This is a genomic window from uncultured Ramlibacter sp. (genome assembly GCF_936925435.1).
Lineage (GTDB): Bacteria > Pseudomonadota > Gammaproteobacteria > Burkholderiales > Burkholderiaceae_C > Ramlibacter.
Genome location: NZ_CAKZHQ010000005.1, coordinates 115,609 through 132,786, shown reverse-complemented (window position 1 = coordinate 132,786; position 17,178 = coordinate 115,609). Strand labels below are relative to the sequence as shown.

19 protein-coding genes are annotated in these 17,178 nt (G+C 68.1%); 7 read left to right on the top strand and 12 right to left on the bottom strand.

All coding sequences use genetic code 11. The annotated features are described in order from the left end of the window. Positions 1–9: 9 nt before the first annotated feature. Entirely contained in the window at positions 10–405 is a 396-nt protein-coding gene (locus Q0632_RS05990) for a polymer-forming cytoskeletal protein (protein WP_298925710.1), read from the top strand. A gap of 61 nt (positions 406–466) precedes the next feature. After that, the gene (gene erpA / locus Q0632_RS05985) at positions 467–832 is read left to right on the top strand and encodes an iron-sulfur cluster insertion protein ErpA (protein WP_298925707.1); all 366 of its coding nucleotides are present in this window, start codon (positions 467–469) and stop codon (positions 830–832) included. Here erpA and Q0632_RS05980 read toward each other — a convergent pair. Further along, a complete protein-coding gene (locus Q0632_RS05980; RefSeq protein ID WP_298925704.1) occupies positions 829–1,941 on the bottom strand; it encodes an anhydro-N-acetylmuramic acid kinase in 1,113 nt (370 codons plus the stop codon). The genes erpA and Q0632_RS05980 overlap by 4 nt on opposite strands. Positions 1,942–1,976: 35 nt before the next feature. Beyond that, complete coding sequence (locus tag Q0632_RS05975; RefSeq protein ID WP_298926035.1) at positions 1,977–3,290, bottom strand: M23 family metallopeptidase; 1,314 nt, start codon at positions 3,288–3,290, stop codon at positions 1,977–1,979. Between the two features lie 205 nt (positions 3,291–3,495). On the opposite strand from Q0632_RS05975, the gene tyrS reads away from it, so the two are divergent. Further along, complete coding sequence (gene tyrS / locus Q0632_RS05970; protein ID WP_298925701.1) at positions 3,496–4,731, top strand: tyrosine--tRNA ligase; 1,236 nt, start codon at positions 3,496–3,498, stop codon at positions 4,729–4,731. Positions 4,732–4,823: 92 nt separating this feature from the next. Here tyrS and Q0632_RS05965 read toward each other — a convergent pair whose 3' ends face one another. From Q0632_RS05965 to Q0632_RS05950, 4 genes are all read right to left on the bottom strand, one after another. Next, complete coding sequence (locus Q0632_RS05965; RefSeq protein WP_298926033.1) at positions 4,824–5,486, bottom strand: ankyrin repeat domain-containing protein; 663 nt, start codon at positions 5,484–5,486, stop codon at positions 4,824–4,826. 71 nt (positions 5,487–5,557) lie between these two features. Next, on the bottom strand, positions 5,558–6,049 hold the full coding sequence (locus Q0632_RS05960) for a heme-binding protein (protein WP_298925698.1): 492 nt from the start codon (positions 6,047–6,049) through the stop codon (positions 5,558–5,560). A gap of 101 nt (positions 6,050–6,150) precedes the next feature. Further along, the gene (locus Q0632_RS05955) at positions 6,151–6,795 is read right to left on the bottom strand and encodes a response regulator (protein WP_298925695.1); all 645 of its coding nucleotides are present in this window, start codon (positions 6,793–6,795) and stop codon (positions 6,151–6,153) included. Further along, positions 6,792–8,243, bottom strand: coding sequence for an ATP-binding protein (locus Q0632_RS05950; RefSeq protein WP_298925692.1), 1,452 nt, complete (start codon positions 8,241–8,243; stop codon positions 6,792–6,794). The genes Q0632_RS05955 and Q0632_RS05950 overlap by 4 nt, the downstream gene beginning before the upstream one ends. 33 nt (positions 8,244–8,276) lie before the next feature. Here Q0632_RS05950 and Q0632_RS05945 point away from each other — a divergent pair, with 33 nt between their 5' ends. Next, a complete protein-coding gene (locus tag Q0632_RS05945) occupies positions 8,277–9,191 on the top strand; it encodes a cation diffusion facilitator family transporter (protein ID WP_298925690.1) in 915 nt (304 codons plus the stop codon). Beyond that, positions 9,188–9,628, top strand: coding sequence for a D-aminoacyl-tRNA deacylase (dtd, locus tag Q0632_RS05940; protein WP_298925687.1), 441 nt, complete (start codon positions 9,188–9,190; stop codon positions 9,626–9,628). Before Q0632_RS05945 ends, dtd begins: the two co-directional genes overlap by 4 nt. Positions 9,629–9,631: 3 nt before the next feature. Here dtd and ybeY read toward each other — a convergent pair whose 3' ends face one another. After that, positions 9,632–10,081, bottom strand: coding sequence for an rRNA maturation RNase YbeY (gene ybeY, locus Q0632_RS05935; RefSeq protein ID WP_298925684.1), 450 nt, complete (start codon positions 10,079–10,081; stop codon positions 9,632–9,634). Positions 10,082–10,135: 54 nt separating this feature from the next. Further along, positions 10,136–11,071 (bottom strand): PhoH family protein, encoded by a 936-nt coding sequence (locus tag Q0632_RS05930; RefSeq protein WP_298925681.1) that lies wholly within the window; start codon positions 11,069–11,071, stop codon positions 10,136–10,138. 53 nt (positions 11,072–11,124) lie between these two features. Here Q0632_RS05930 and ruvA point away from each other — a divergent pair, with 53 nt between their 5' ends. After that, on the top strand, positions 11,125–11,703 hold the full coding sequence (gene ruvA / locus Q0632_RS05925; protein ID WP_298925678.1) for a Holliday junction branch migration protein RuvA: 579 nt from the start codon (positions 11,125–11,127) through the stop codon (positions 11,701–11,703). A gap of 13 nt (positions 11,704–11,716) precedes the next feature. Next, complete coding sequence (ruvB, locus tag Q0632_RS05920; RefSeq protein WP_298925673.1) at positions 11,717–12,775, top strand: Holliday junction branch migration DNA helicase RuvB; 1,059 nt, start codon at positions 11,717–11,719, stop codon at positions 12,773–12,775. Here ruvB and Q0632_RS05915 read toward each other — a convergent pair. From Q0632_RS05915 to Q0632_RS05900, 4 genes are all read right to left on the bottom strand, one after another. Beyond that, positions 12,718–14,487, bottom strand: a complete 1,770-nt coding sequence (locus tag Q0632_RS05915; protein WP_298925670.1) for a lysoplasmalogenase family protein — start codon at positions 14,485–14,487, stop codon at positions 12,718–12,720. The two genes, ruvB and Q0632_RS05915, sit on opposite strands and share 58 nt — an antisense overlap. Before the next feature lie 243 nt (positions 14,488–14,730). Continuing rightward, complete coding sequence (locus Q0632_RS05910) at positions 14,731–15,927, bottom strand: DSD1 family PLP-dependent enzyme (RefSeq protein WP_298925667.1); 1,197 nt, start codon at positions 15,925–15,927, stop codon at positions 14,731–14,733. Then, positions 15,896–16,540 (bottom strand): histidine phosphatase family protein, encoded by a 645-nt coding sequence (locus tag Q0632_RS05905; RefSeq protein ID WP_298925662.1) that lies wholly within the window; start codon positions 16,538–16,540, stop codon positions 15,896–15,898. The genes Q0632_RS05910 and Q0632_RS05905 overlap by 32 nt, the downstream gene beginning before the upstream one ends. 32 nt (positions 16,541–16,572) lie before the next feature. Beyond that, positions 16,573–17,163 carry a DUF4136 domain-containing protein gene (locus Q0632_RS05900; protein ID WP_298925659.1) on the bottom strand — a complete coding sequence of 197 codons (591 nt, stop codon included), beginning with the start codon at positions 17,161–17,163 and terminating at the stop codon, positions 16,573–16,575. Positions 17,164–17,178 lie beyond the last annotated feature (15 nt).

Sequence of the window (17,178 nt, the reverse complement as noted above, 5' to 3'; positions counted from 1 at the left end):
GGTGAATCCATGTTTGGCAAGAAAGCACAGCCGCCGATCAAGAGCCTGATCGCCCAGGGCAGCCGCATCGACGGCGATCTGACGTTCACCGAGGGCCTGCGCATCGACGGTGAGGTGTTCGGCAGCATCCGCGCCAAGCCCGACCAGCCCAGCATCCTGGTCATCTCGGAAGCCGCTGTGGTGCAGGGCGAGATCCAGGCCGACCACGTCATCATCAATGGCAGCGTGCGTGGCCCGGTGCTGGCGCGCGAGCTGCTGGAACTGCAGCCCAAGGCCCGGATCGAGGGCGATGTGTCCTACGCCGCGCTTGAAATGCACCAGGGCGCCGTCATCTCCGGCCAGCTGCGTCCGCTGGCGGACAGCGAGGAAAAGCCCTTACTCAAGCTGGCGGCAAACAATTTCTGAGCGGCCCGCCGGGCCGTAACGCAGTACCATCGAAGCCAAGAGTCACCCTGGAGAGCCATCCATGAGCGCAGTTGCCGAAAACATCCAGACCGAAATGCCCGCCGCCTTGCTGTTCACAGACAGCGCCGCGGCCAAGGTCGCCGACCTGATCGCCGAAGAAGGCAATCCGGAGCTCAAGCTGCGCGTCTTCGTCCAGGGCGGCGGCTGCTCGGGTTTCCAGTACGGCTTCACCTTCGACGAGATCACCAACGACGACGACACGGTGATGACCAAGAACGGCGTCTCGCTGCTGATCGACGCGATGAGCTACCAGTATCTGGTGGGGGCCGAGATCGACTACAAGGAAGACCTGCAGGGCGCCCAGTTCGTCATCAAGAACCCCAACGCCACCACCACCTGCGGCTGCGGCTCGTCGTTCTCGACCTAAGCCGGATAGACCGCACCCAGGACACGGGCGCCTCTGGCGCCCGTTGTGCTTTCCAGTTCCAGTTTTTCACGCAGCACGGTCTTGCGCGCCAGCCAGGCAAAGGCTGTCGCCTCCACCTGCAAGGGCGGCAGGCCGTGGTCTGCGCTGGAGCGCACCTGCGCCTGGGGCAGCAGGGCCTGCAGGCGCTGCATCAGGTGGGTGTTGAGCGCGCCGCCGCCGCAGACGATCAGGTGCCGCAGGTCCGGTTCGTGGCGCAGCACCTCGTTGGCGCAGGCCAGGGCGCTGAGCTCGGCAAGGGTGGCCTGGACGTCGGCGGCCGCGGCGCTTGCCCCCCGCACTTGCAGGCAGGCCTGCAGCCAGGCCATGTGGAACAGGTCGCGCCCGGTGCTCTTGGGTGGGGCCAGAGCGAAATAGGGCTCGGCCAGCAAGGCATCGAGCAGGGCCGGCAACACCGCGCCGCTGGCCGCCCAGGCACCCTGGTCGTCATAGGGGCGGCCCGTGTGCGCGCTGCACCAGCCGTCCATCAAGGCGTTGCCCGGGCCGCAGTCGAAGCCCAGCACGGCGCCGCCGGGGCGCAGCAGGGTCAGGTTGGAGATGCCGCCCACATTCAGCACACCAACGGTCTGGCCGGGCCGGCTGAAGAAGGCCTGGTGGAAAAACGGCGCCAGCGGGGCGCCCTGGCCGCCGGCGGCGACGTCGCGGCTGCGGAAATCGGCCACCACGTCGATGCCGCTGCGCTCGGCCAGCAGGGCCGGCTGGTTCAGCTGCAAGGTGTAGCCCGTGCCGTCGAACTGCTGGGGCCGGTGGCGCACGGTCTGACCGTGGGCGCCAATCGCACGCACCTCGTACGGCTGGATGCTGGAATCCGCCAGCAGGGCGTCCACCACCTGGGCATAGACCCGGACCAGCGCGTTGCCCGCCAGCGCGGCGCGGTGAAGCTCGTTGGGCCCGGCGCTATTGAGCGCCAGCAGTTCAGCACGCAAGGCGTCCGCAAAGGGCGCGCTGGCGTGGGCGATGACCAGGGGCGAGGAAGGGGAGAAGTCGGCCAGCACACCGTCGACGCCGTCGAGCGACGTGCCGGACATGAGGCCGATGTAGAAATCAGGCATGTGCGATGGTAGCGGGCCGCGGCCCGCCCACGCGCTTACTCGGCGCTGGCCAGGGTGGTGGCTGCTGCGCTCAGCTGTGTGCGCATGGACTGCGCGAGGCGGTCGAAGGCGGGACGGGCAGCCGCCGAGACCGGGGGAGCCGCGCCCTTGGCCACGGTGGTCGGGTCCTGGTGCACGCCATTGACGCGGAATTCAAAGTGCAGGTGCGGGCCGGTGGCCCAGCCGGTGGAGCCGACGTTGCCAATGCTCTGGCTCTGGCTGACCTTCTGGCCGACCTGGACGCCGATGCGGCTCAGGTGGGCGTAGACCGTCACATCGCTCTTGTTGTGGCGGACCATGATGACGTTGCCATAGCCGTTCTGCACGCCGGCGAACTCCACCACGCCGTCGCCTACGGAACGCACGGGCGTGCCGGTGGCCGCGCCGTAGTCCGTGCCCAGGTGGGCGCGCCAGGACTGCAGGATGGGGTGGAAGCGCATGGAGAAGCTGCTGGTGACGCGCGAGAACTCCATCGGCGAGGCCAGATAGGAGCTTTGCAGGCTCTTGCCGTCCAGCGTGTAGTAGCCGCCCTTTTGGCCCGGCTCCTGGAACCAGACGGCCTGAAAGGTCCGGCCGTTGTTGGCGAACTCGGCCGACAGCACGCGGCCGGCGCGCATCGGCTCGCCGTCGGCTTCCAGCGTCTCGTAGACCACGTTGAAGCGGTCGCCCTTGCGCAGCGCGCGGTGGAAGTCGATATCGCCCGAGAAAATCTCGGCCATCTGGATCGCCACAGCGTCCGGCACGCGCGCGTCGTCCGTCGCCTGGAACAATGTGGTGCGGATGCTGCCACTGCCCAGGCGGGCCGATGCGGCCAGCGGCGCGCTCTCGATGTGCGAATCAAAGCCCTGCGGCTGGCGTTCCACCACCAGGCGGCGGAACTGGCCGTCGTCTTCGGGTGTCCAGCGCACGGTCAGCCGGTCCAGGGTGTGGCCCTCGGTGGCTTCGATGCTGACCATGCGGCCGGTGCGGCCCAACGCCTGGGCGCGGAAATTGGGGTCGTTGCGCAGGTACATGGCGGCCGCGTAGTCGCTCACGCCCATGCGGGCCAGCAGCGACTCCACCGTGTCATTGGCGCGGGTCAGGTCGGAGCGAAACAGCCGCAGGCTGTGCAGGTCCAGCGCCTCGGACTGGGTGTGCAGCGGCAGCGGCTCGACCGCTTCCAGCACCTCTTGCACCGGCAGGGTCGCGGCATCCGGACCGAACGAGGCCACGGCAAAGGCGCCGCCGCCGCCGCCCAGCAGCAAGGCGGCCACGAGGGCCGTCACATGTTTCGGATGGTGCTCAAGCGCATGAACCGCGCGCGACAACATTTGTTGGGCCGCGGTGATCAAAGCTTTTTTCAATGGATATGTCCTTACACAGGGGCTCTGGTGGGTCCTACGGCTTTGTAGGCAGATCCCTACAGGTCCAAACGGAGGTTCCATAGCAACAAAGGTGCCCGGAACTAGAATCGCCTGGACGCAAACTGCCGCCAGTATAGCCAGCCCGGCTGCAGTCAATCTACGAAAAATCCTTATGAATCAAGCGCTTGTTACAAATAAGTACCCAGTCACGGACCGGGTCAAGGAGGCAATGGCGGTCTCTTTGCGAGGTTGTGAGGAATTGATTCCGCAGGACGAATGGCTGCAAAAGCTGGCCCGGGCGGAGGCAACGCAGGTTCCGCTGCGCATCAAGTTGGGTCTTGATCCTACAGCGCCTGACATTCATGTCGGGCATACGGTTGTCCTGAACAAAATGCGGCAGCTGCAGGACCTGGGCCATACGGTCATTTTCCTGATCGGCGACTTCACCTCTTTGATCGGCGACCCTTCCGGCCGCAACAGCACCCGGCCGCCGCTGACGGAGGAGCAAATCCGCGCCAACGCCGCGACCTACCGCGTCCAGGCCGACAAGATCCTGGACCCCGAGAAAACCGAGCTGCGTTACAACAGCGAGTGGAGTGACGCCCTGGGGGCCCGCGGCATGATCCAGCTGGCGGCCAAGTACACCGTGGCCCGCATGATGGAGCGCAACGACTTCCACGACCGCTTCAAGGCCGGCACCCCCATCAGCGTGCACGAGTTCCTCTACCCGCTGATGCAGGGCTACGACTCCGTCGCCCTCAAGAGCGACCTGGAGCTGGGCGGCACCGACCAGAAGTTCAACCTGCTGATGGGCCGCCACCTGCAAGCCGAATACGGCCAGGAGCCCCAATGCATCCTGACCATGCCCCTGCTCGAAGGCCTGGACGGCGTGGACAAGATGTCCAAGAGCAAGAACAACTACATCGGCGTCACCGAAGAACCCAACACCATGTTCGCCAAGGTGCTGTCGATCTCTGACGACCTGATGTGGCGCTGGTACACCCTCCTGAGCTTTCGCAGCGAGGCCGAGATCGCTGCACTGCGCAAGGAAGTGCAAGGCGGGCGCAACCCCAAGGACGCCAAGGTGCTGCTGGCCAAGGAGATCACGGCGCGCTTTCACAGCGCTGCCGCCGCCGAGGCCGCCGAGCAGGACTTCAACAACCGCAGCAAGGGCGGCGTGCCCGACGACATCCCCGAGGTGGCGCTGTCGGGCGCACCGCTGGGCATCGCGCAATTGCTCAAGCAGGCCGGCCTGGCGCCCTCCACGTCGGAAGCCACCCGCCTGATCGACGGCGGCGGTGTGCGCATCGACTCCACCGTGGTCAGCGACAAGGGCCTGAAGCTGGAGGCCGGGGTCTACGTGGTGCAGGTGGGCAAGCGCAAGTTCGCCAAGGTCACGCTGGGTTAATTCGCCCCCACGCTCGCGCACTGCGTGTAGCTCGCTGCCCCCCGAGGGGGCCGTCGCGTCTTGGGGCGGCCCAGCGGTGCTCTCAGGCCTGCTCAGGTCGCGCCGGCCGCCACCAGCATCTGCACCATGGCCGCATAGCCGCGGGCACGGGCCAGTTGCAGCGGCGTCAGGCCCTGGCGGTCCGCCAGTTTGAGATTCGCGCCGGCGGCTATCAGGGCGGCCAGGCTGCGCTGGTGGCGCGGCCCGCCGTCGCCCAGCACGACCACCTCGATGGTGGCCGTCCAGTGCAGATTGTTGACATGGTCCACCGGCGCGCCGGCGGCGACCAGCTGGCGCACCACGCCGTCGTGGCCCAGGTGGGCAGCGGCGATCAGAGCCGTGCCGTCGTAGCGGCTGGTGACCAGCTTGGCGCTGGCGCCTAGCGCCAGCAGCGCTCGCAATGTCTCCTCGTCGTCGGCGACCGAGGCGATGGTCACGGCGTCGTAGCGGTCGTTGTCCAGCAGTTCGAGCTTCGCGCCGGCTTTGGCCAGTGCACGGATGGCCTCGCGTTGGCGTGCGAAGGCGGCCACGTGCAGCGGCGTGCGGCCATTGGTGTCGCGCGCGTTCAGGTCGGCGTTGGCCGCCACCAGCGTGGCGATCTTGTCGGTATTGCCTTTGTGGGCTGCCGCATGCAGCCCCTGGTAGGCGGCTGCCTCGCTGGGGCTGGGCGCGGTCTGGGCCCATGCGGCCTGCGGCGCGACCATGGCGCAGGCCATGGCCAGCGCCATCGCCTGCAGGCTGGAGCGGAAGGGGATGGCGGCCATGGCTGTTCCTTGCAGTGGGTGGATTACTTCAGCTGGTCCTTGATCTTGTCCAGCGCGGCGACGGCGCAGGCCTCGTCCAGGTGGCCGCCGGGGGCGCCGCCGACGCCGACGGCGCCGATCACTTCATTGCCCACGCGCACCGGCACGCCGCCGCCCAGCAACAGGAAGCCGGGGATGTCGGTCAGGTTGGCGGCGGCCGGATTCTTCTGCGCACCTTCCATCATGACCAGGGTGTTGTTCTTGGCGGAGGCCGAGGTGTAGGCCTTCTGCAGGCTGGCGCCCAGGGTGTGCGGACCGGCGTTGTCGGCGCGCTGGACGGCGCGCACGCTGCCGGCGCGGTCCACCACTGTGGCGGCGACGGCGTAGCCGCTGGCCGTGCAGCTGGCGACGGTGGCCGCGGCGATCTGGTTGGCCAGCTCCAGCGACATGTTCTTCTCGGTGCGCACGGCCTGGGCGTGGGCGGCGGCGCCGGCCAGTAGCAGGGCGGCGAGGGCGGAAACTTGGATCTTGGTCATGCGTTTTCTCCGTTGCAACCGGTTCGATCAACCGTGGGAGAACTTTAAGAATCCGTGCAGCTTCGGGCCATTCGTGCGGCTACGCGAAGCGCTGCGTAGAACTACGCAGTGTCGGTCTCGTCGGCCAACGCGGCGTAGTGGCGGATCAACTGCGCCAGCGACTGCGCCTCCAGCTTGGCGAACAGGTTGGCGCGGTGGGTTTCCACCGTGCGCGGCGACAGCGTCAGCGCGCGGGCGATGTCCTTGTTGGTCAGGCCGGCGACGATCAGGCCCAGCACCTCGCGCTCGCGCGCTGAGAGCTGGGCATAGCGCTCGCGGGCACGCCGGTCGGCCTGGTTGCGCTCGCGCGACTTCACATGCTGGCGCACCGCGTTCTGCAAGGTCTCCAGCAGGGCTTCGTCGTCAACCGGCTTTTCCAGAAACTCCGCCGCGCCGGCCTTGAAGGCGCGCCGGCACATCTCCACCGTCCCATGGCCGGTCATCATGATCACCGGCTGGTCCACGCCCTGGGCCACCAGGGTGTCCAGCACCGTCAGGCCGCTGATGCCCGGCATGCGCACGTCCAGCAAGATGGCGCCGATGCTCTCGCGGTCGAAGCCAGCCAGGAAGTCACGCGGATCGGGCCAGGGCTGCACGCGCAGGCCCACCGTGCCGATCAGCAGTGCCAGGCTGGCGCGCACGGCCTCGTCGTCGTCGATCAGATGGACCAGTGGCGACAGCGAATGGGCCCCGTGCGGATGGCTCATGGCACTGTCAAGGGCAGGGTCAGGCGAAACAGCGCGCCCTGCGGCGCATGGTGGGCGGCGACCAGGCGCCCGCCCATGCCCATGGCCAGGGTCTCGCACAGGCTCAGGCCCAGGCCCAGGCCTTTCTCGCGGGTGGTGAAGAAGGGCTCGAAGACCCGCGCCAGCACTTCTGGCGCCATGCCGGGACCGGTGTCGGCCACGCTCAGCGCGCCCTGCTTGCCTTCGGCTGCCACGCTGATGTGCAGGCTGCGCTGGGCCTGCGGCACCTGCTCGAGCGCCTGCAAGGCGTTCATCAACAGGTTGTGGATGATCTGCTCCAGCGCCACCGGCTCGGCCTGCACCGCCAGCGGCGTGGCCGGCGCCTCCAGCCGGGACTTGAGGCCCAGGCGCAGCATCTCGGGCTCGAGCAGGTAGAGCGCGTCGCGCACCGCGTCCTGCAACACCATGGGTTGCAGCTGCGCTGGATTGGCGCGCTCGACCACGCGGCGCAGGCGCCCCACCACCTCGGAGGCGCGCCGCGCCTGCTGCGCCGCCTGGTCCATGGCGGTGCGCACCGTCTCCATGTCGGGGGTGTCGTCACGGAGCAGGCGCGCCGCCGCCTGCGTGTTGGCCAGCACCGCGGTCAGCGGCTGGTTCAGCTCGTGCGCCATGCCCGCCGCCAGTTCGCCCAGGGTGTTCAGGCGCGCAACCTGGCCCAGCCGCAGCAGTTCCTCGGCGCGCCGGCGCTGCTCGCGCTGGCGCTGCCAGGCCCGCAAGCCGGCCAGCAATGCCGCCACCGCCAGCGACCAGGCAGCGATCCAGAGCCAGGGCAGTTCGCCCCAGCCCACCTGGCGGGTGGCGACCACATAGAAGGGCTGGCTCTCGGCCGCCAGGTGCTTGCTGAACGCAAAGCGCCAGCCGCCATCGTGCAGCGTGCCGGGCTGCAACACGAAGGTCTGGCTGGCATGTTCCAGGACCACCCGCACCGGGCTGGTCCTGGGCGCCATCGGCCATTCGTTCCAGGGCACGACGGTCTGCAGGTCCATCAGCAGGACGAAGCTGGCCGGCTCGGAGGCCAGCACCAGCTCGTAGCGGCCGCGCGCGAGGTCCAGTCCGGCCAGCACCGGCCGGCGCAGGTCGCGCGACAGGGTTTCGGCGGCGCGTTCCTGGGCGTCGGGCCAGTTGGCCTCGCGCTCGCGCCGGTGCACGGCCAGGATTTGCGGGTAGAGCGCCGGCAGCTTCAGCTCGGGCTGCACGGCCTGCGCCGGCGGCTGCAACAGGGCCAGGGTGTTGAGCACCGCATCGTGCTGCACGACGCGCTGGCTCAGGAGGCGGTGGGCGATGCGCATGTCCACCTCGAAGACCTCGCGCAGGCGGGCCAGCTGCGTGCTGGACAAGACAATGGCTCCCAGCACGGAGGCAGCGAGCCAGACCGCGATCCAGATTGCATGCTGCCGCAGCCATGACATGGACGAATTGTGCCCTGCGCGACAATGCGCAGGATGCTCGCCGCACTGCCCCAAACCCTCACGCCCCAGGTGCTGCTGCGTGCCTCGATCGTGGTGGCGCTGCTGACCATCGCGCTCAAGGGCCTGGCCTGGTGGATCACCCAGTCGGTGGGCCTGCTGTCCGATGCGATGGAGTCGCTGGTCAACCTGGCCAGCGCAGCCTTTGCCCTGCTGATGGTGACCATCGCCCTTCGCCCGGCCGATGCCGAGCATCCCTACGGCCACAGCAAGGCCGAATACTTTGCCGCCGGCTTCGAGGGCTTGATGATCATCATTGCCGCGCTGGGCATCGCCTGGGCCGGTGTGCAACGCCTGCTGCAGCCGCAGCCCATCACACAGCTGGGCCTGGGCCTGGCGCTGTCGGTGCTCAGCTCGGCCCTCAACGGCGGCCTGGCCTGGCTGATGCTGCGCTCTGCCAGGCTGCACCGCTCGATGGCGCTGGAGGGCGACGCCCGCCACCTGCTCACCGACGTCTGGACTTCGGCCGGCGTGCTGCTGGGCGTGGGCCTGGTGGCCCTGACCGGCTGGCAATGGCTGGACGCCGCAACGGCCATCGCGGTGGCACTGAACATCCTGCGTGAGGGCGCGCACCTGATGTGGAAGTCCTCGCAGGGCCTGATGGACGAGGCCTTGCCGCCCGAAGTGCTGGCCACCGTGCAGGCGACGCTGGCGCAGTTCCAGCACCGCAGCGTGCGCTTCGACCACGTCATCAGCCGCGGCTCCGGCGCGCGGCGCTTCGTCGCGCTGCACATGCATGTGCCGGCCGAATGGACCCTGGGCCGGGCGGCCGCCATGCGCGGCGCGGTGGAAAGAGCGCTGATGGACAGCGTGCCGGGGCTGCGCGCCACCATCGAGCTGCTGCCCACCGATGTCGAGGCCCATGCGGCCACCGAGGAGGAATTGAATTGATCAGTGTGATCCAACGCGTGCGCCAAGCGCGTGTCGATGTGGCCGGCGCCACCATCGGTGAAATCGGCGTCGGCCTGCTGGTGCTGGTCTGCGCTGAACGCGGCGACAGCGAGGCCCAGGCCGACAAGCTGCTGGCCAAGCTGCTCAAGCTGCGCATCTTCAGCGACGAGGCCGGCAAGATGAACCGCAGCGTGCAGGACGTGAACGGCGGCCTTTTGCTGGTGAGCCAGTTCACCCTGGCGGCCGATACCAGCGGCGGCAACCGCCCCAGCTTCACCGGCGCCGCCGCGCCGGATGAAGGACGCAGGCTGTACGACTATTTCGTGGCCCAGGCGCGGGCTGCGCATCCCGAGGTGCAGACCGGCGAGTTCGCCGCCGACATGCAGGTGCATCTTGTCAACGACGGGCCGGTGACGATCCCGCTGACCGTGCGCTGAGGCTCAATAGGGGTTGGGCAGGCCCAGGCTGGCCAGCAGCAAAATCTCCGCCGCCTCCATTGCCAGCGCATCGCGCTCGTTGGTCTCGTGGTCCCAGCCCTGGGCATGCAGGGTGCCGTGCACCAGCAGATGGGCGTAGTGGTCCTTGAGCGCCTTGCCCTGGTCCTTCGCCTCACGTTCCAGCACCGGGCCGCACAGCACCAGGTCGGCCATCACCACCGGCTCGCGCGTGTAGTCGAAGGTCAGCACGTTGGTGGCGTAGTCCTTGCCGCGGTACTGCAGGTTCAGGGCCTGGCCCTCGGCCTCGCCGACGATGCGCACCGTCATCTCGGCCGGCCCTTGCAGGGCGTGGGCGATCCAGCGCGCCACCTCGGCGCGTTTGAACAGCGCCTTGTGGGCAGCGGCGCCGGCAAAGCTGCCAAATTGCAGCGACAAGTCGAGATTGGGAGTCATATCGGGCTGGAGCTCCCGGAAAATGGTCCTGGATTGCTATGCATTTGAGAGCAATCAGGCTTTGCGCGCGGCATCATAGGCGTCGACGATGCGCGCCACCAGGGGATGGCGCACCACGTCCTTGCTGGTGAAGCGGGTGTGGGCGATGCCCTTGACGCGCTTCAAGATGTGCTCGGCCTCCACCAGGCCCGACAGCTGGCCCTTGGGCAGGTCGATCTGGCTGACGTCGCCGGTGACCACGCACTTGCTGCCAAAGCCGATGCGCGTCAAAAACATCTTCATCTGCTCGGGCGTGGTGTTCTGCGCCTCGTCCAGGATGATGAAGGCGTTGTTCAGCGTGCGCCCGCGCATGAAGGCCAGGGGCGCGATCTCCAGCGTGTTGCGTTCGAAGGCCTTGGCCACGCGGTCCGGTCCCATCAGGTCGTACAGGGCGTCGTACAGCGGCCGCAGGTAGGGGTCGACCTTCTGGCTCAGGTCGCCGGGCAGAAAGCCCAGCTTCTCGCCGGCCTCCACCGCCGGGCGGGTCAGCACGATGCGCTGCACGCTGGCGCGCTCCAGCGCGTCCACCGCCATGGCCACCGCCAGGTAGGTCTTGCCGGTTCCGGCCGGCCCGATGCCGAAGGTGATGTCGTGGCTGGCGATGTTCTCCAGATAGACGCTCTGGGTGGGCGTGCGGGCCTTGAGGTCGCTGCGCCGGGTCTGCAGCAGCATGGCGCCATCGGCGTCCTGCGCCATCTCGCCGTCGCCGGCCAGCATCAGCTGCACCTTGTCGGCCGCGATCGGCCGCGCCGCGATCTCGTACAGCGCCTGCAGCACCTCCAGCGCGCGGTTGGCCTTGGCCTTGGGGCCGTCGATCTTGAACTGCTCGTGGCGGTGCGCGATGCTGACCTGCAGGCCGGCCTCGATGGTGCGAAGGTGTTCGTCCATCGGCCCGCACAGATGGGACAGGCGGGCGTTGTTGGGCGGCGCGAAGGTGTGGCGGACGATCAAGCTGATAATTCCGGTGAGCAAACAAGAAAGCTGGCTTTGTGCCAGGGGACCCCATGATAGGCAGATTGACAGGAACGCTGGCCGACAAGAACCCGCCCCAGCTGCTGGTGGACTGCAACGGCGTCGGCTACGAGGTCGATGTGCCCATGAGCACCTTCTACAACCTGCCCGGCGTGGGCGAGAAGGTCTCGCTGCTGACCCACTTCGTGGTGCGCGAGGACGCCCAGATTCTCTACGGCTTTGGTTCGGCCGCCGAGCGCGAGGCCTTCCGCCATCTGATCAAGATTTCCGGCGTCGGCCCGCGCACGGCTCTCTCGGTGCTGTCGGGCCTGAGCGTGGCCGACATCGCCCAGGCCGTGACGGCGCAGGACGCCGGCCGGCTGGTCAAGGTGCCTGGCATCGGCAAGAAAACGGCCGAGCGCCTGCTGCTGGAGTTGAAGGGCAAGTTCGGCGCCGACCTGGGCGCGCCAGCCGGTGGCCCCGCCGCCAGCGACAGCCAGGCCGACATCCTGCAGGCCCTGGTGGCCCTGGGCTACAGCGACAAGGAGGCCCAGGCCTCGTGCAAGGCCCTGCCCAAGGACGTGGGCGTGAGCGAAGGCATCAAGCTGGCCCTGCGGGCCCTGACCAAGTGATGAAGGGCGCGGCGTGAGCATCCAGACCGACGACTTCGCCATGCCGCCGCCCGAGCGGGTGGTCTCGGCCGCGCCGGCCTCGCCCAACGAGGAAGCGATCGAGCGGGCCCTGCGGCCCAAGCTCTTCGACGACTACGTGGGCCAGTCCAAGACCCGCGAGCAGTTGGAGATCTTCATCGGCGCCGCCAAGAAGCGCGGCGAGGCGCTGGACCACGTGCTGCTGTTCGGCCCGCCCGGCCTGGGCAAGACCACGCTCAGCCACATCGTCGCCCACGAGTTGGGCGTCAACCTGCGCCAGACCTCGGGCCCGGTGCTGGAAAAGCCCAAGGACCTGGCGGCCCTGCTGACCAACCTCGAGAAGAACGACGTGCTCTTCATCGACGAGATCCACCGCCTGTCGCCAGTGGTCGAGGAAATTTTGTACCCGGCGCTGGAGGACTACCAGATCGACATCATGATCGGCGAGGGGCCGGCGGCGCGTTCCATCAAGCTGGACCTGCAGCCCTTCACCCTGGTGGGCGCGACCACGCGGGCCGGCATGCTGACCAACCCGCTGCGCGACCGCTTCGGCATCGTCGCCCGGCTGGAGTTCTACACCCCCGAGGAACTGGCGCGCATCGTCAAGCGCAGCGCAGGCCTCTTGAACGCACCGATGGACGAAGAGGGCGGCGCCGAGATCGCCAAGCGCTCACGCGGCACGCCGCGCATCGCCAACCGCCTGCTACGCCGGGTGCGCGACTACGCCGACGTCAAGGGCACGGGCCGCATCACGCCCGAGATCGCGCGCAAGGCCCTGGCCATGCTGGACGTGGACCCGCAGGGCTTCGACATCATGGACAGAAAGCTGCTGGAGGCGGTGATTCACCGCTTCGACGGCGGCCCGGTGGGGCTGGACAACATCGCCGCATCCATCGGCGAAGAGCCCGGCACCATCGAGGACGTGATCGAGCCCTACCTGATCCAGCAGGGCTTTTTGCAGCGCACGCCGCGCGGCCGCATCGCCACCCTGGCGGCCTACCGCCACCTGGGCGTCATGCCGCCCAAGGCTGCGGGCGAGCTTTTCTCCGAGTAGCCGGCCGTCGGCACCGTGTTGCAGGCGATCAGCACCTGCGCGACGTAGTAGGTAGCGAGCACCCAGAACTGCGCCATCGGCAGCGGGAAGGCGAAGCGGTTGGTCGCCAGCAGCGAGTCGCTGAGCATGAAGAAGGCCGCGCCCACCGCCACCGCGATGGACTGCTTGTCACGCAGCACCAGCGCGCGGCCGATGGCTTGAGCCGCCATCAGCGCGATCACGATCACATAGGCGGCCACCGCCACCTTGAGCACAGCGTTCAGGCCGGGGAAGAGAAAGGCGTACATGGCCGCGCCCAGGCCCAGCGTGGCGGCCAGTGCGCGCTTGCTGGGGAACCAGGCCATGCCCTGCTTGAACACGGCGATGTAGAACAGGTGGGCGATGAGGAAGGCCACCAGGCCGGGAATGAACATGCCTTGCAGCATCAGGAAGCAGTCGCCGGCCAGCGAAAAAGCCAGTCCCAGCAGCAAAAATGCATTGAATCGGCCCCATCCTCCCGTGGAATGGACGCGGGTTGCTACCAAAAACAGAGCAAGCAGCAAGGCCAGCGGCTTGAAAACCAGGTGCGCTTCGACCATGCCCTGGGCCGATGTGGCCGTGGCCAGGGCGCAGGATTCGACCAGCAGCACGGTGCTGATGTGGATGCGGCCCTGCATCACGGCCCCCACCGCCCACAGGCTGGCCACCAGCGCCGCCAGCCAGACCGAAGACTGGGCCAGCGGCATCTGGTCCGCATGCCAAAGGAAGAGGGCCACGCCGCCTAGCAGCAGCAGGAACTGCAGGCCGCCGAACCAGGCCACGGCCGCCGTCATGGGCGGGTGGTAGCGCTGCACGGCTGCGATCTCGAAGGCCGGTTTGGGAAAGCGCTGTGCCACGTCGGCCGGCCGCCAGCCCGGTGGCTTGAACCAGACCCGCAGCTTGTCGGCCCAGCTGCGCGCATGCCAGCTGTCTTTGGCCAGGGCCCAGTAGACCTCGCCGTTGGACCACAGCGGGTCCCAGCTGTCCAGCGGGCTGCGCGTGCCGTAGACGCAGCGCTCGTCTTCTTCCTTGAAGCTGCCGAAGAGGCGGTCCCAGACGATGAGCATGCCGCCGTAGTTGCGGTCCAGGTAGCGGTCGTTCACCGCGTGATGGACGCGGTGGTTGGAGGGCGAGCAGAACCAGCGGTCGAACCAGCCCAGTTTGGGCACGTGCTCGGTATGCACCCAGAACTGGTAGAGCAGGTCGACCAGGGCCACCACACCGAACACCAGCGGCGGCACGCCGGCCACCGCCATCGGCACATAGAACAGCCAGCCGAGCAGGACGCCGCTGGAGGTCTGGCGCAGGGCGGTCGAGAGGTTGTAGTCCTGGCTCTGATGGTGCACCACATGGGCGGCCCAGAAGACGGCGCTCTCATGGCCGGCGCGGTGCAGCCAGTAGTAGCAGAAATCGTAGAACACCAGGGCCAGCAGCCAGCCGTACCAGGCCGTCCAGAAGGCCTCGTTGTGCCAGACCGCGACCAGGCTGTGGATGGCGGTGTAGATGCCGATGGTCAGCAGCTTCATGAACACCGCCGTCACCTGGCTGAGCATGCCCAGGCTGATGCTGTTGACCGCGTCGTTCAGCCGGTAGGTGTTGCGCCCCTTGGCCAGCCCCCAGGCGAACTCGATCGCGATGAGCAGGAAGAACACCGGTGTGGCCAGAACGATGATCTGGCTGGGACTGAGTTGCATCTGCGGATTGTCGCGCCGCGGTCGCCGGCTTTTGATGGCGGACAACCCTGAGCGTTGTTCGTGCAGCCTCTCTAGGTTTTGTCATCCCGGACTTGATCCGGGATCCATCGCTCCCTGCCACCTCGCTCGCACCGACCGGCGCGGGATCGATGCTGTTGGCGTGCTTGCAGTGGTCGGCCCATCGGCCATCCCAGGCGCACCGCTTTGACGGGGCTTCGACAGGCTCAGCCCGAACGGAATTCGCTAGGTCAAAGCCCCGCGCGCATCGACGCGGATGATGCGCGAGACCTTGCCCGTGTCCAGGCCGCCCTTCACGCCGATCAGGCAGTCGTGCAGGTTGACCGTGGGGTCGCAGTGGCCGGGGATCAGCCACAGCATCTGGCCGAGGGCGGGCACGCGGATGCCGGGGCCGGCGGGGCGCAGGATGCCGTGCTCGTCGCCGCCGTTGAAGTAGTTCAGGGTGTGGGCGTCGTCGGGCGCATGGACCTTGGGCAGGCCCGAATCGATGGCGTGGCTCTTGTGGCCGGCGTCGCAGACGGCGTGCTGCACGCCGCTGCTGATCACCTGGGTCTTGACGAACAGCGCGTGCTCGAAATGCGGCTGGGCCGGGTCGCGCTCGTTGGCCGCGTAGTCGGCGTCCATGAACATGAAGGAGCCGGCCTGCAGCTCGCCATAGACGCCGCTGGCGGCCTCGCAGACCATGCTGCCGGTGCCGGCGCCGGTGACCAGTTCGACCGGCACGCCCTCGGCCTCGATCAGCTTGCGGGTGAAGACCACGTCCTGCGCCGCGATGGCGATCAGGTCGCGCCGCTCCTGCGCGCTGCGCACGTGCTGCGCCTTGCCGTGGTAGGCCTGCAGGCCGGCAAAGCGCAGGGCCGGGTGCTTGCGGATCTCATGCACCAGGGCCACTGCGGCGCTGCCCGGTGCCACGCCGCAGCGGCCCTGGCCGACGTCGATCTCCACGAAGACGTCGATGCTGATGGGGTTGCCGCCGCTGGTGCGGCTGTCGTTCATCGCCTGCGCCAGCCGCGACACGCCTTCGACACTGTCCACCGCGATCGCCAGCTTGCCGTTTTCGGTCGCCAGCCGTCCAGCCAGGGCCGCCACGCGGGCCAGCTTGGCCGGTGCGATGACTTCGTTGCTGATGTAGATGTCGTGCACGCCGCCGGCCGCCATGGCCTCGGCCTCCGAGGTCTTTTGCACGCAGACGCCGATGGCGCCGGCCTGCATCTGCAGCCTGGCCAGGGCCGAGCTCTTGTGCATCTTGGCGTGGGCGCGCCAGCGCACGTCGTGCTTCTTGGCAAACTCCGCCATCCGCGCGAGGTTGCGGTTCATGGCGTCGAGGTCGACGACGAGGCTGGGGGTGTCGATGGCGCTGACCGGTTTCCCGACCAGTGGCTTGAGCTGCTCAGAAAGAGGTGTTTTCGTCAACAGGTGCATGGTCCAGGTGCTGGGTGTCGGACCAGCCGACCAGCGTAAAGCCTTCTGATGTCCAGAGCAGGCGGTTGATGGCACCGTTGGGCAATTGCCAGGTGCGCGGTGAATTGACTTCCTGGCCGGTGGCCACGCGGTACAGCGTGTCGAGCACGCCGCCGTGCGCGACCACCACGATCTGCTCGCCCGGATGGCGCGCCGCCAGGGCGTGCATGGTGCGGGTGACCCGCTCGCGCAGCTGCAGCAGCGACTCGCCGCCCTCGGGCGGCTCCCACTCGGGGATGCGCTTGCGCCAGTTGTGCGCATGGTCTGGCCAGGTGGCGTGGATCTCGTCGAAGGTCTTGCCCTCGAACATGCCAAAGCCGCGCTCGCGCAGGCCCTTGTCGGAGACCACCGGCACGCCGGTGGTCTCCGCGATGGACTGGGCGGTCTGATGGGCGCGGCCCAGGTCGCTGGAATAGACGGCGGTGATGGGTTCGGCGGCCAGGGCCTGGCCGACCCGCTGGGCCTGCCAGCGGCCGGTGTCGTTCAGGCCGATGTCGGTCTGGCCCTGGATGCGGGCATCGACGTTCCAGGCGGTTTCGCCATGGCGCACGGCGATGATGCGGGTGGCTTCCATTGGTGCTGATTGTAGGTGGGGGCCTTGCCACGTCACCTGGGGGTCGGGGCAACCTGCACGTTCACCCGGCGCGGGCCCGCCGGCGCGGCCGGAAAACCCTGCAACGCTGCATCAAACATGGCCGGCAGCACCAGCTCGTTGTTGAACCAGGGGCCGTCGCTGTGGGCATGGCTTTCGTAGACCACCTGGTTGCTGCCCAGGTCGCGCAGCACCACGCCGATCTCGCGCTGGTACCAGGGCGAATCCATGGCGGGGAAGGGCGCCCACAGGCCGTAGCCCGGGCCATAAAAGCCCCAGCCGCCATACCAGGGATCGGCATAGGGCGACATCACGCGCTGCACGCGGGCCGTGACCTGAACGCTGTACCGGGGCGCGGCGTCGTCGCGCCGCAGGCCGGCGCGGTGCAGCGCCGGGTCGGCCAGCAGCTCCAGCTGGGGCTGCATGGGGGCGGCCTGTTGCGAGGGCAGGCGCTCGAAACGGTAGCGCGGCTCGGACGGTACCGCCGGCAGGCTGGAGAACGACTGCACGTTGCTCTCGACCAGGAAGGGCCCGGCGCAGCCGGCCAGCAGCGACGCCGCAGCCAGCAGCAGGGCGCCGGCCCCGCGCGAAAGAATGCGCTTCATACCGAACCTCCCCGA

Bases quoted from the DNA above. Each gene is read 5' to 3' on its own strand.
- Q0632_RS05990 (WP_298925710.1), top strand. From the start codon at position 10: ATGTTTGGCAAGAAAGCACAGCCGCCGATCAAGAGCCTGATCGCCCAG.
- erpA (WP_298925707.1), top strand. From the start codon at position 467: ATGAGCGCAGTTGCCGAAAACATCCAGACCGAAATGCCCGCCGCCTTG.
- Q0632_RS05980 (WP_298925704.1), bottom strand. From the start codon at position 1,941: ATGCCTGATTTCTACATCGGCCTCATGTCCGGCACGTCGCTCGACGGC.
- Q0632_RS05975 (WP_298926035.1), bottom strand. From the start codon at position 3,290: ATGTTGTCGCGCGCGGTTCATGCGCTTGAGCACCATCCGAAACATGTG.
- tyrS (WP_298925701.1), top strand. From the start codon at position 3,496: ATGAATCAAGCGCTTGTTACAAATAAGTACCCAGTCACGGACCGGGTC.
- Q0632_RS05965 (WP_298926033.1), bottom strand. From the start codon at position 5,486: ATGGCCTGCGCCATGGTCGCGCCGCAGGCCGCATGGGCCCAGACCGCG.
- Q0632_RS05960 (WP_298925698.1), bottom strand. From the start codon at position 6,049: ATGACCAAGATCCAAGTTTCCGCCCTCGCCGCCCTGCTACTGGCCGGC.
- Q0632_RS05955 (WP_298925695.1), bottom strand. From the start codon at position 6,795: ATGAGCCATCCGCACGGGGCCCATTCGCTGTCGCCACTGGTCCATCTG.
- Q0632_RS05950 (WP_298925692.1), bottom strand. From the start codon at position 8,243: ATGTCATGGCTGCGGCAGCATGCAATCTGGATCGCGGTCTGGCTCGCT.
- Q0632_RS05945 (WP_298925690.1), top strand. From the start codon at position 8,277: ATGCTCGCCGCACTGCCCCAAACCCTCACGCCCCAGGTGCTGCTGCGT.
- ybeY (WP_298925684.1), bottom strand. From the start codon at position 10,081: ATGACTCCCAATCTCGACTTGTCGCTGCAATTTGGCAGCTTTGCCGGC.
- ruvA (WP_298925678.1), top strand. From the start codon at position 11,125: ATGATAGGCAGATTGACAGGAACGCTGGCCGACAAGAACCCGCCCCAG.
- Q0632_RS05915 (WP_298925670.1), bottom strand. From the start codon at position 14,487: ATGCAACTCAGTCCCAGCCAGATCATCGTTCTGGCCACACCGGTGTTC.
- Q0632_RS05910 (WP_298925667.1), bottom strand. From the start codon at position 15,927: ATGCACCTGTTGACGAAAACACCTCTTTCTGAGCAGCTCAAGCCACTG.
- Q0632_RS05905 (WP_298925662.1), bottom strand. From the start codon at position 16,540: ATGGAAGCCACCCGCATCATCGCCGTGCGCCATGGCGAAACCGCCTGG.
- Q0632_RS05900 (WP_298925659.1), bottom strand. From the start codon at position 17,163: ATGAAGCGCATTCTTTCGCGCGGGGCCGGCGCCCTGCTGCTGGCTGCG.